Origin of the sequence: Paenibacillus sp. 1A_MP2, assembly GCF_052244825.1 — a bacterium.
In the GTDB taxonomy this organism is placed as follows: Bacteria; Bacillota; Bacilli; order Paenibacillales; family Paenibacillaceae; genus Paenibacillus; species Paenibacillus vandeheii.
Map to the genome: position 1 here is coordinate 4,753,924 of NZ_JBQQCS010000001.1, position 12,752 is coordinate 4,766,675.

The window sequence follows — 12,752 nt, forward strand, 5'->3', positions numbered from 1 at the left end:
TTTACCCATTCATCTCCTTGCAAATTCAAGAATCAAACGTTCCTGTACTTCACTCAGCGTTACTTTTTCATCGACTTTCTGCCTTGTAAAATTCCAGATGCTATCAATCTGGTCTATCGATTCATCGATGGCTGCATTAGAACCTCTTTGATAAGCACCAATGTTGATTAAATCCTCTGATTCTTTGTATACCGCCATGAGTCTCTTCATATTATTAACGGCTTCCAGCTGTTCTTCAGGAGCAATATCCTTCATAACACGGCTAATACTCGCAAGAACATCAATGGCAGGGAAGTGACCTTTATTTGCAATGGATCGATTCAGTACAATATGACCATCCAATATACCTCTCACCGCATCCGCGATCGGTTCGTTCATATCATCCCCGTCGACAAGAACGGTGTAAAAAGCTGTAATTGAACCTGTAGGCCCAGTCCCCGCTCGCTCAAGCAGCTTGGGTAAACTCGCAAAAACAGAAGGAGTATATCCTCTCATCGCAGGAGGTTCTCCCACGGCAAGTCCCACTTCCCTCTGTGCCATGGCATAACGTGTGACGGAGTCCATCATCAACATGACATTCATGCCTCTGTCTCTAAAATACTCCGCAATCGTAGTTGCGATGACCGCACCTTTGATTCGAATCAGAGCAGGTTGATCGGAGGTAGCGACAATAACGACCGATCTTTCCAGTCCTTCCGGGCCCAAATCCCGTTCAATAAAATCACGTACCTCCCGCCCCCGCTCCCCCACCAAAGCAATTACATTGACGTCTGCTGCTGTATTACGTGCGATCATGCCCATCAACGTACTTTTACCAACACCTGACCCGGCAAATATGCCAACCCTCTGCCCTTTGCCAACCGTCAGCAACCCGTCAATGGCTCTCACACCAACACTCATCGTTTCGAGCACCCGTGGACGATCCATCGGATTCACTGGCGTATTGGATGTGGAGTACATCGGCATTCTGGAAGGTAGTAATGATCCGTCTAAAGGTTGTCCCAATCCATCTAACACCTTACCGAGCAATTCTGATCCAACCTGAACTCCGAGTGGTTTACCTGTTCCGACCACATCACATCCAGGACCAATGGATTGAAGTTCACCGAGTGGCATGAGCAGCACTTTGTTATCCCGAAACCCGACTACCTCCGCCTGAAGAGGCTTGGCAGATTTCCCGGGTAGATGTAACATACATCTCCGATGCTAGCATCCGGACCTTCAGACTCAACCATAAGACCAATGACTTGAGTGACCTTACCGTTAATGCGAACAGGATCAAATTGCTTAAGATGATCCATGTATCGCTGTGAGCTAAGAATCTTCATGTTGATTTTTTCGCCCCTCATCCTCAAGTGCTATCCGGATCAGTTCTTTTTTAATTTCAGCGAGCTGGGTATCTATTCTGGCATCTACGCTGCCAAACGATGATCGTATAACACATCCCTTGTCTTTTACCGTCGCATCAGGCAAAATCTGCAGTTCTGCCTGGGAGTCAATGGCCAGAGCCAACTCTTCACGTGCGGCTTGCACAAAAGAAAATTGATCAGGTGCCACACATAAGGTGATCATCCCCTGTTCACGTTTGCGAGACAAATTCTGACGAATCAGCTCAAGGGTGTGTTCTGGTTCAACCGAGAGTTGCTTGTCAATGACCTTCTCAGCGATACCACAGGCGAGATCCACAAGGAAAGGCTCTGCTTCCTGAATGATCTGATCTTTGGCAACGTATGCTTCTTCAAGCACCCCACGGGCTTCCTTCATCATCTCTTCGATCTGCACCTGGAGATCCAGTTCAGCCTGTACTTTGCCTTCTTCAAAACCCTGCTGAAAACCTTGTGAACGAAGTGCTTCAGTCAGATGTTCATCCTGCTGACGCTGCTCCTGCCACCAGCTATCAATCTGTTCTCGGGCTTCTTGAAGCAATCGCTCCGCTTCCTCTGAAGCTTCACGTACCTGCTTTTCTGCAAACTCCTTGGCATCCTCCAGCATCTCCGCGGTAAGACGTTGTGTTTCTTCGTCCACGCGTGCCTGCAGCATTTCAGCTTCGGAACCTTCAGCACGTTCACCGTTTAATTCCGATTCAGACTCTGATCCACCATAATGATGATGATTTTCAAGTCGTTTGCGGTCATCGACCGGTACATACTGGAAAGATTTAATCAAATTAGACAATGATATCATCTCCTCCACCGCGAGCGATAATGATCTCACCAGCTTCTTCCAATCTACGGATCGTTCCTACGATACGAGTTTGAGCTTCCTCAACATCACGCAGCCGAACGGGCCCCATGAATTCCATTTCTTCCTTGAATGTCTCGGACATCCGTTTCGACATATTCCGGAAAACAGCATCCCGTACTTCTTCGCTTGCCACTTTGAGTGCCAGCTGTAAATCTGCGTTGTCGATATCCCGGATAATACGCTGAATCGATCGATCGTCCACATTGACGATATCTTCGAATACAAACATGCGTTTTTTGATTTCTTCTGCAAGTTCCGGATCTTGAATTTCCAACGAATCGAGGATGGTACGTTCCGTACCACGGTCGACGCCGTTCAAGATCTGAACGATGGACTCGATACCACCCGCATTTGTATAATCCTGCGTAACAGTAGAAGATAATTTCTGTTCGAGCACCCGCTCCACTTGAGAAATGACCTCTGGAGAAGTACTGTCCATAACAGCAACTCTGCGGGCTACATCGGCCTGCTTCTCTTGTGGTAACGAGGACAAGATCGCTGCTGCCTGCTCAAATTGCAGATATGATAATACCAGAGCAATCGTTTGCGGGCTTTCGTTCTGAATAAAGTTCAATATTTGATTCGGATCAGCCTTACGCGCAAAGTCAAATGGTCTAACTTGCAGCGTAGCCGTCAAACGGTTAATAACTTCAAGTGCTTTTTGCGATCCGAGTGCTTTTTCCAGAATTTCTCTCGCGTATGTAATACCGCCTTGAGAGATATATTCCTGTGCGAGACAGATCTGGTGAAACTCAGACATAATCATATCTTTTTCGGAAGCATCCACTTTGCGAACATTGGCAATTTCCAACGTCAGTTGTTCGATCTCCTCATCACGCAAATGTTTGAAGATTTGAGCGGATACTTCCGGACCTAATGTAATCAACAAAATCGCTGCTTTCTGTCTTCCAGTCAGACCTTGACTGCTTGCCTTCGCCAATGCGTTCACCTCTATTCGTCAGCCAGCCACGTACGCAGCAGATTGACGAATTCGTCTGGCTTTTTCTTAGCCAAACTCTCCAATTGTTTGCGCACTTGACTTTCGTTCGTTACACTGTCCAACGTAATGGACGGAAACTCTGTTGCTACCGGAAGAGGAATTTCCTCTTCTTCTATTTCGTTTTGTTTGCGACGACGGCGTACTAACAAAATCACAACCGCTGCAATCAATGCTGCCACCAGTGCTCCTATGCCCCACATCATTCCGGTGGAAAGCTGGAAACCTGTATTTGCTGTCGCAGCAGTCTGGAAGCCCTGTGATAATACAGAAACTTTTTTGGTCAAATCAGCGTCACTTATTACAGTGCCAGAGTCGGCCAACGAAGCCCGAACGATATTAACCAGTATATTCTCAATAGCATCCTTGACCGGTTGTGCCAATTCGGTTTGTCCTTCAGGTGGTTCAACCGCGACATTAATGGTTAAGTCTTTTACAGTATATGGACTGGATATAATATCCTTGGCGATTCGATTAACCTCATAATTGATGGTGCTTGATGATTCTTCCGAGTTCGCATTGCCTGATGTATCCGAGGATGGATAACCCGGAACATCCTGTTGGCCGGTACCCGCAACACCGCCTGTTGGATTACTGGCCCCCGTGTAACTCTTTTGAATCTCCTGTACACTGATTTCGATGCCTTTCATATTGTCTACATCGACCGGTGTAACCAGATTTTCTTTCCGAGTTTCTTTATCAAAGTTCAGCTTGGAAGCCACAAGAACGTTGACTTTATCCTCGCCTACAATCTGGGAAAGAAATTGTTTCACGTTATTCCGAACATCATTTTCAAATTTTTTCTGCAAAGCCATGTTTTCCTGTACTTCAGTAGATAATCCACCACTGCCACCACGTGCTGATGGAATCAGTTCCGCTTCATCCGTGTTGGTAATCGTTATGTTTTCAATAGGTAGATTAGGAATGGCTGTCTTAACCAAATTAAAATATCCATCTACCGCAGCCTGATTAGGGTGATAACCCGGTTTAAATTGCAGGGCCACCGATGCGGATGCTTTATCCTGTTCTTCTAGGCCAGCAAAGATATTATCTTTTGGCATATTGACAAGCACTTTAGCATCCTGTATGCCTTGCATTCGTTGAAGCAACTGCTCTACTTCTCCGTTCAATGCATTGTTGTACTTTACATCAAACTCTTTATCCGTCATCCCGATTGGAGATGATGACTCCTCGAATGACTTATATCCTAATGAACCATTCTGAATAATCCCTTGTGATCCGATATTTACTTTTGCAATAGCAACATCCGTGCTCGGTACAGATATGGTCTTGCCGTCTGCACTTAATTTGTAAGGAATACTAGATGAATCAAGATAACTAATGACGCCTGCCGAGTCGCTTGCATTCAAATCCGTGAAAGCAACTTCATATTCCGTCTTTGACAATTGCATCGTTAGTACAACTGCAGCCAAAATTAAAAACAGGAAGGTGGAAATAAATAATACTTTTTGCTTTTTGCTAAAACTATTCCAATACTGGGATGCCTTTTCCCTGTACTGGGCAATTCTCTCATTCACTCTGTCACCCCATCCGAAACTTTGCTTGGTCTGTCCTTCCGCCATCTCTATCGATTCTAAAGATTAACGGTCAGGAGCAGCATCGCAGCTGCTTGTTGTAGTAATCAGCGCTGTTGTCGAAGCGCATGTAAAACCAATTTACAATTGCGTACGCATAATCTCCTGATATGCTTCGACTACTTTGTTTCGGACTTGAGTCGTAAGTTGCAGACTCAACAGGGCCTGTTCGGAAGCGATCATCACCTGATCAACATTCACTTTTCCAACCAGGAATTGGTTTGACATTTCATGTGCTTGGGTCTCCTGTGCAGCTACAGACCCTAACGCATCCTGTAGGTATGTACCGAAGCTCTGAATGGTTTCGGCTGGTGTAGATGGTTTGCTTTGTGCCGTACTTTGCATCTGAAGCGGTTGAATCCCCTGTGTGCTGAACATGTTGTTCTGAATCATTAATGTCCCTCCCTTTCATATCTGTTCTTTGGTTTTAGGAATATTTCCACCTTGTAAGCCGTTAATTAAGATCTTCCGATCTCCAATGCCTTGGATATCATTGCTTTGGTTGAGTTCAAAGCTGTGACGTTTGCTTCATATGAGCGTGAAGCCGAGATCATGTCCACCATTTCTTTCGCAATATCCACGTTAGGCATGTACACATACCCTTCAGCGTTCGCATCCGGATGTGAAGGGTCATAAACCGGCTTCAGAGGCGACTGATCTTCACGAATCTCTGATACTCGAACTCCCTCTCCAGACCCACTACTTCTCATCTGATTTTGAAGCAAACTGTTGAAGGAAGTTTTATTGGGCTCAAGCACAACCATCTTACGCTTGTAAGGGACCGCCTCACCGTTAGTTACACTCGCGCGCGTCGTCTCCGCATTGGCGATGTTGGAAGATATAACGTCCATCCGCAAACGCTGAGCCGTCAGAGCCGATGCACTGATACTAAAACTGTTACTGATGTTCACCTAAGTTATCTCCCTTCGACTCCAACACGCATCATTTTGATTTGTTCATTCACTTGCTGAATATAAGCGTTGTAACGCAACTGGTTCTCCGCCAGAAGACTCATTTCTTTGTCTACATCGACGTTGTTCTGGTTGTTATTCATGGAAGTTGACTGGTCCATATTAACTACTGGTGTAGGTATGGAAGAGGAAGGACCTATGACAAAATGCCTTGAATCCGTTACTTTTCCTTTAAGTACAGGCATATCTCCATTCATTTGTTCTTGCAGCATTTCTTCAAAAGCAACGTCGGAACGCTTGAAATACGGGGTGTCCGCATTAGCAATGTTGTCAGCAATTGTTCGTTGTCTAATGTTGGAGGCATCGAGCGCACCTTGTAACCTTTGAAAACTAATATCATTCAAAAGATTCATAATCGCCCTCCTCTCTTTAGAAATTATGGAAATAGATTCAATCTTTTTCCGTCAGGACACTTATGTTTTTTCGACAAAAAACATTCGCTTTTACACGGTTTTCTAGGACTTAAGTAGAATTAACTCTGATGTTGTCGTATAACATAAGTTTCTTCGAGATTGGGATATATTACAATAAGAAAAAAGCCCTATCTTTTCTGAAAGACAGAGCTTTTTGTGTATTTTCTGCAAATTATGAATTTTTTCGTAAATGTCGGGGCCCAAAACAAAAATAAGCTTAAGCACTCTATATGAGCTCTTAAACATTCTTAAAATTTATACTATGTTTCTGTACGATTGAGTACATCATATTAATACAAACCTGAAATCCATGGAGAGGCTTCAATCTGTTTTCAGTTAGAAATATTTACCGATATAATAAGCTTTCTTATGAATTCAATGATACTCTTTGATCTTCAATGAAATAGATAGTTGACAAAATATCCATAGTAGATTATCTGATTTCACTGAATTCCCCCAACACTTTTTTAACATTTACCCCTAGTATGCAGATTTTAATGAACCGATAAAATTTTGTCACATCTGCAATGCAATTAATTTCGATTTTTGCGCATTTATGCAAATTTTTCTAATAGCTCTAATTAAACCGATCACCAGACTTGGAAAAAATAAATCCTTTTATTGGAATTTATAGCATTATTGAATATGTGCTGTAAGCACGTCTTTAGGGTTTAAATACATTATTTCTGCGGCACAAGTCCTAGATTGTCTTTCGTCTTATAGAACTCCAACTCTATTATCGGTTACAATACTGCATTATATTAGGCTAAAACAAAAATAAACGGCATACAGATGGATTGAATAAAGTCTACGATAGTCAGGACCAGGACCGAATATCCTGTTTCCGTGTAGTCTTTTACTCTTTAATCATCCATAGTATACCGTTATCCATACTTCAATCACGCTCTGAACTGAGCAATACACCTATGTTATAAGATATATTGGCTTAAATCACGATCCAGTGCAATGTCATTCAATTTTTCACGTACATATTCCGGAGTGATTACCATACGCTCCAGCGTAAGTTCTGGTGCTTCAAAAGACAGATCCTCAAGAAGTTTCTCCAAAATAGTATGCAGACGTCTTGCACCAATGTTTTCAGTATTCTGATTCACGGACTCAGCTAGCTTGGCAATCTCACGAATGGCATCATCCGAGAACTCAATTTCAATATTCTCCGTACGCAGCAAATCCACATATTGCTTGGTTAACGCATTTTTAGGTTCCGTGAGGATCGATACAAATTCATCAAGTGTCAGGCTGTTCAGTTCTACGCGGATTGGGAAACGCCCCTGAAGCTCTGGAATGAGATCCGAGGGTTTTGCAACATGAAATGCACCGGCTGCCATAAACAGGATATAATCCGTTTTGACAGGGCCGTATTTGGTCATTACCGTAGATCCTTCCACGATAGGCAGAATATCACGCTGCACACCTTCACGGGATACATCGGGGCCGCTACCGCGTCCCTGACTGGCCACTTTATCAATTTCGTCAATGAATATGATACCTGTTTGTTCCGCCCGCCGGATGGACTCCTGAGTAACATCATCCATATCGATCAACTTGCCCGCTTCTTCCTGGATCAATACTTTGCGAGCTTCTTTAATCGCCAGTTTACGTTTTTTGGTACGACGAGGCAATAAACTGCCAAACATCTCCTGCATGTTCATCCCCATCTGATCATTTCCTTGACCAGCGAACATGTCCATCATATTTGGTGCGGTATCTTCCACATCAATTTCGATAACATCATCTTCCAGTTTCCCAGATAACAAATCGAATTTGATTTTACGGCGCCGCTCGGCTACTCCCGTATCTGGTTCTGGTTCATCAGCTTCTGGCGTGTTATTGCCATTGTTGCCAAATATCATTTCGAACGGGTTACGCTGATTTTTGGATTTGGATTGCGAAGGTGCCAAAATATGTACAATTCGCTCATTGGCAGCTTCTTCAGCTTTATCCTTCACTTTTTCTGTACGTTCCAGCTTGACCATCCGCAAGGATGTTTCAATCAGATCACGTACCATCGATTCCACATCACGGCCAACATAACCCACTTCCGTGAACTTCGTTGCTTCCACTTTTACGAATGGAGCTCCTACCAGCTTAGCCAGTCGGCGTGCAATCTCCGTTTTACCGACACCGGTAGGTCCAATCATCAGGATATTTTTAGGCACAATATCATCCTGGGTATGCTCAGGCAAGAGGCTGCGACGATAACGATTGCGAAGGGCGACCGCTACCGATTTTTTAGCCTGTTTTTGACCTACAATGTACTTATCAAGCTCTGCAACGATTTGTCTGGGTGTTAACGCTTGTGTATGCATATAGCTTCCCTCCTATCAGTATGCTAACCTTGTATATGAGATGACTTTATAAAATGACCTATAAGGACAAAGAATCTCCACGAAGTAACTGAAGCCGATTTAATCATCATGCTCCATCACGGGAGATTGCTTTTCCTTACAACTCTTCAACAATAATATTATTGTTGGTATATACACATAACTCTGAAGCAATCTGGAGTGATTCACGAGCAATGTCTTTTGCTTCCAGATCCACCGCATGACGTTTTAACGCACGCGCAGCAGATAAGGCAAAGTTTCCTCCCGAGCCGATGGCAATAACGTCATCATCCGGCTCGATAATTTCGCCCCGCCAGAAATCAGCAGCATACCCGTTTTATCCATAACAATCAGGAGTGCCTCCAGTTTGCGTAAAATCCGATCCTGGCGCCAATCCTTGGCAAGCTCTACCGCCGCACGCTGCAAGTTACCATGGTGCTCCTCCAGCTTGCCTTCGAATTTCTCAAACAAAGTAATGGCATCCGCTACGGAACCGGCAAAACCCGCCACAACCTGACCACGATACAAACGTCTTACCTTTTTGGCTGTATTTTTCATTACAACACTTTGCCCCATGGTCACCTGACCATCACCGGCAATCGCTGCTTTGCCATTATGACGAACTGCACAGATCGTTGTAGCATGAAATGACATATCCATGATATCAGCCTCCTCCCACGATTAATTTACACGCGTTCTGGAACGATTAGACCTTCTGCTGCTGCAAAACGAGCAATGCCATCCAGTGCACGCTGCGCAAGTGCTTCATTTTTTTCCTTTTTGTTACGTATTTTGGTTTCCAGCTTCGGTAGTAATCCGAAGTTTGCATTCATTGGCTGGAAGTGTTTGAAATCAGCTGTTGTAATATACTGTGCCATACTGCCCAGTGTTGTCTCCACCGGCAATACGACCAGTTCTTGTCCAAGGGCTGCTTTGGCTGCATTCATACCCGCGATTAAACCGGATGCCGCAGATTCTACATAACCTTCTACTCCTGTCATCTGACCTGCAAAGAACAGGTTTGGACGTTCTTTGAACTGATACGTTGGACGAAGCAGTTTGGGAGAATTAATAAATGTATTACGGTGCATTACGCCATAACGGACGAATTCCGCATTTTCAAGTCCAGGGATCAAAGAAAAGACACGTTTTTGCTCTCCCCATTTCAGATGCGTCTGGAATCCCACCAGATTGTACAGCGTTCCTGCCGCATTGTCCTGTCTAAGCTGAACAACAGCGTGTGGCAGTTCTCCAGTATGCGGATTGACGAGTCCTACAGGTTTCATCGGACCAAACAAAGCCGTTTGTTTACCACGTTTCATCATGACTTCAATCGGCATACAGCCTTCGAAGTAAATTTCTTTCTCAAACTCTTTTAGTTGAGCAACTTCCGCTGTGATCAATGCTTCATAGAACACATCGAATTCCTCTTCTGTCATTGGACAGTTCAAGTATGCTGCTTCGCCTTTATCATAACGTGAAGCTAGATAGACCTTGTTCATATCAATGGAATCTTTTTCGATAATCGGCGCAGCCGCATCATAGAAGTAGAAATATTCCTCACCCATAAGAGCTTTGATTTGCTCGGACAATGCTGGCGAAGTCAATGGTCCGGTTGCAACAACTACGATTCCGTCTTCCGGCAAAGAAGTCAGCTCTTCGTTGACAACCTCAATGAGTGGATGCTGATGAAGAGTAGATGTGATTTCGCCTGAGAACCCGTCCCGGTCCACGGCAAGTGCCCCACCTGCTGGAACAGCATGACGGTCTGCTGCACCCAGGACCAGAGAATTAAGCATTCTCATTTCTTCCTTCAATACACCGACTGCGTTGGTCAAGCTATTGGCACGAAGCGAGTTGCTGCATACCAGTTCTGCAAATTTATCTGTATGGTGAGCCGGCGTTTTCACAACCGGTCTCATCTCGTATAGTTTTACGCGCACACCGCGACATGCGATCTGCCAAGCTGCTTCTGTTCCTGCCAACCCGGCACCAATAACGGTTACTTGTTGTTCATTCGTCAAAATCATTTACCCCCATTATGCTAATCCGCTCATTCTTCTTCCGGTTCCTCTACCGGCTCTTGATGATCACATGAAGTACACTGCAATCGTGTTCCCTGTTTGTTCCGTTTCTCAATCATTAGTGATCCACAACTTGGACATGGTTTCGCCGATGGTTTATCCCATGATACAAAATCACATTCAGGATACTTGTCGCAGCCATAGAAAATTCGTCCCTTTTTACTGCGGCGTTCAACAACATGCCCTTCCTTACACTTCGGACAAGTTACACCAATATCCTTGATAATCGGTTTGGTATTACGGCAATCCGGGAACCCGGAACATGCAAGAAACTTGCCGAAACGACCCAGCTTATAAACGAGCGGTTTGCCGCACTTCTCACATATTTCATCCGAGACTTCATCTTCAATCTCAATTTCCTTCATTTCTTCTTCTGCAAACTCTAAACGTTTCTCAAAAGATTCGTAGAATTCTGCGAGTACCTTGACCCAATCCTCCGACCCTTCCTCCACATGGTCAAGATCACCTTCCATGTTCGCGGTGAACTCTACATTCAGGATCTCCGGGAAAAACTCCTCCATCTGTTCGATGACCAGTTCGCCCAGTTCAGTTGGCATGAATTTCTTCTCTTCAATTGCAACATATCCGCGCTTCTGAATGGTCTCCAGCGTTGGCGCATATGTACTCGGACGCCCTATGCCCAGTTCCTCAAGCGTTTTAACCAGCCTTGCTTCCGTATAACGTGGTGGCGGCTGTGTAAAGTGCTGTTTCGGCTCAATCTCCCGATTCTCCAGCACATCTCCATTTTTCAGCGGAGGCAGCAGACGATCTTCTTCCGTTGTACCGTCATCATTACCTTCTACATACACCTTCATGAATCCCTGGAAACGAACCTTGGAACCCGCTGCCCGGAAAATCGTATCACCTGCAGCAATGTCCACGGATAGTGTATCCAGAACAGCAGATGACATCTGGCTCGCTATAAAACGTTCCCAAACCAGTTTGTACAACCGGAATTGATCACGGCTCATAAACGATTTAATCGAATCCGGATCACGCAAAATCGACGTTGGACGAATCGCTTCATGCGCGTCTTGAGCATTGGCTGCTTTTTTGGAATAGTTTCTAGGCGTCTCTGGTGCAAATGGCTCACCGTACTTGCCAACAATGTATTCCTTGGCTTCTTCCTGAGCCGAAGCTGCAATTCGGGTAGAGTCTGTACGCATATACGTAATGAGACCGACTGTGCCTTCTTTTCCGAGGTCTACCCCTTCATACAGCTGTTGGGCAACCGACATCGTCTTGGAAGCTCTGAAATTCAATTTACGTGCGGCTTCCTGCTGCAAGGAACTCGTTGTAAACGGAGCAGAAGGATTACGGCTGCGTTCTTTTTCTTTAACTTCTTTGACTGTAAAAGAAGCTCCCTCGATTTGCTTTAAGATGGCCTGTACTTCTGCCTCACTGCCAAGTTCGGTTTTGGTACCGTTCAACTGATGGAACTTGGCTTCAAACGGATTTCCGTCCGCTGTAAGTTTGGCAGTAATGCTCCAGTACTCTTCCGGTTCAAAATCATTAATTTCATTTTCACGATCCAAAATGATTTTGACGGCCACGGACTGTACGCGGCCAGCGGACAATCCTTTTTTGACTTTCTTCCATAATAACGGACTAATTTTATATCCTACAAGCCGATCCAGAATACGTCTCGCCTGCTGCGCGTTAACCAGATCCATATTGATTTTGCGCGGCGTTTTGAACGCATCTTTGACAGCCTGTTTCGTAATTTCATTAAATACAACCCGGCAATCCGCGGTTTCGTCCAGTTCAAGTGCATGGGCCAAATGCCATGCAATAGCCTCACCTTCGCGATCCGGGTCAGCTGCGAGATACACTTTTTTCACTTTCTTACGGGCATCCTTCAGTTCTTTCAAAATTGAACCTTTGCCGCGGATCGTAATATATTTCGGATTAAAATCATTCTCTACCTCAACGCCGATCTGACTCTTTGGCAAATCGCGTACATGTCCCATCGAAGCTTTCACGATGAACTTGCTGCCTAAATATTTGCCGATCGTTTTCGCCTTTGAGGGCGACTCAACGATTACGAGTGCATCCGCCATAGGTTCATCCTCCTCTCAGTCATGAAACTGCTGCTTGTTT

General features: G+C 44.7%; 9 protein-coding genes and 2 pseudogenes. All 11 read right to left on the reverse strand.

Going from position 1 to position 12,752, the window contains the following annotated elements; translation table 11 throughout:
- Positions 1 to 9 precede the first annotated feature (9 nt).
- A pseudogene (gene fliI, locus ACTWJ7_RS23205) lies at positions 10 to 1,328 on the reverse strand (flagellar protein export ATPase FliI).
- Positions 1,315 to 2,175 carry a FliH/SctL family protein gene (locus ACTWJ7_RS23210; protein ID WP_301245961.1) on the reverse strand — a complete coding sequence of 287 codons (861 nt, stop codon included), beginning with the start codon at positions 2,173 to 2,175 and terminating at the stop codon, positions 1,315 to 1,317. The pseudogene fliI and the gene ACTWJ7_RS23210 overlap by 14 nt, the downstream one beginning before the upstream one ends.
- Positions 2,168 to 3,184, reverse strand: a complete 1,017-nt coding sequence (fliG, locus tag ACTWJ7_RS23215; protein ID WP_053783792.1) for a flagellar motor switch protein FliG — start codon at positions 3,182 to 3,184, stop codon at positions 2,168 to 2,170. Before fliG ends, ACTWJ7_RS23210 begins: the two co-directional genes overlap by 8 nt.
- A gap of 11 nt (positions 3,185 to 3,195) precedes the next feature.
- Positions 3,196 to 4,779: a flagellar basal-body MS-ring/collar protein FliF gene (gene fliF, locus ACTWJ7_RS23220; protein WP_079347284.1), complete on the reverse strand. Its 1,584-nt coding sequence runs from the start codon at positions 4,777 to 4,779 to the stop codon at positions 3,196 to 3,198.
- Between the two features lie 138 nt (positions 4,780 to 4,917).
- Positions 4,918 to 5,229 (reverse strand): flagellar hook-basal body complex protein FliE, encoded by a 312-nt coding sequence (fliE, locus tag ACTWJ7_RS23225; protein WP_024630209.1) that lies wholly within the window; start codon positions 5,227 to 5,229, stop codon positions 4,918 to 4,920.
- Between the two features lie 65 nt (positions 5,230 to 5,294).
- On the reverse strand, positions 5,295 to 5,747 hold the full coding sequence (gene flgC / locus ACTWJ7_RS23230; protein WP_024630208.1) for a flagellar basal body rod protein FlgC: 453 nt from the start codon (positions 5,745 to 5,747) through the stop codon (positions 5,295 to 5,297).
- A 5-nt stretch (positions 5,748 to 5,752) separates the two neighbouring features.
- Entirely contained in the window at positions 5,753 to 6,160 is a 408-nt protein-coding gene (gene flgB, locus ACTWJ7_RS23235) for a flagellar basal body rod protein FlgB (RefSeq protein WP_053783790.1), read from the reverse strand.
- Between the two features lie 989 nt (positions 6,161 to 7,149).
- Complete coding sequence (gene hslU / locus ACTWJ7_RS23240; RefSeq protein WP_079346974.1) at positions 7,150 to 8,550, reverse strand: ATP-dependent protease ATPase subunit HslU; 1,401 nt, start codon at positions 8,548 to 8,550, stop codon at positions 7,150 to 7,152.
- Between the two features lie 136 nt (positions 8,551 to 8,686).
- A pseudogene (gene hslV, locus ACTWJ7_RS23245) lies at positions 8,687 to 9,228 on the reverse strand (ATP-dependent protease subunit HslV).
- Positions 9,229 to 9,254: 26 nt separating this feature from the next.
- Positions 9,255 to 10,598: an FADH(2)-oxidizing methylenetetrahydrofolate--tRNA-(uracil(54)-C(5))-methyltransferase TrmFO gene (gene trmFO, locus ACTWJ7_RS23250; protein ID WP_443145906.1), complete on the reverse strand. Its 1,344-nt coding sequence runs from the start codon at positions 10,596 to 10,598 to the stop codon at positions 9,255 to 9,257.
- Positions 10,599 to 10,621: 23 nt separating this feature from the next.
- Positions 10,622 to 12,712: a type I DNA topoisomerase gene (gene topA, locus ACTWJ7_RS23255; RefSeq protein ID WP_079346980.1), complete on the reverse strand. Its 2,091-nt coding sequence runs from the start codon at positions 12,710 to 12,712 to the stop codon at positions 10,622 to 10,624.
- Positions 12,713 to 12,752: the final 40 nt, after the last annotated feature.

Coding starts and splice junctions, on each gene's coding strand:
- fliE (WP_024630209.1), bottom strand. CDS start 5,229: ATGATTCAGAACAACATGTTCAGCACACAGGGGATTCAACCGCTTCAG.
- flgB (WP_053783790.1), bottom strand. CDS start 6,160: ATGAATCTTTTGAATGATATTAGTTTTCAAAGGTTACAAGGTGCGCTC.
- hslU (WP_079346974.1), bottom strand. CDS start 8,550: ATGCATACACAAGCGTTAACACCCAGACAAATCGTTGCAGAGCTTGAT.
- trmFO (WP_443145906.1), bottom strand. CDS start 10,598: ATGATTTTGACGAATGAACAACAAGTAACCGTTATTGGTGCCGGGTTG.
- topA (WP_079346980.1), bottom strand. CDS start 12,712: ATGGCGGATGCACTCGTAATCGTTGAGTCGCCCTCAAAGGCGAAAACG.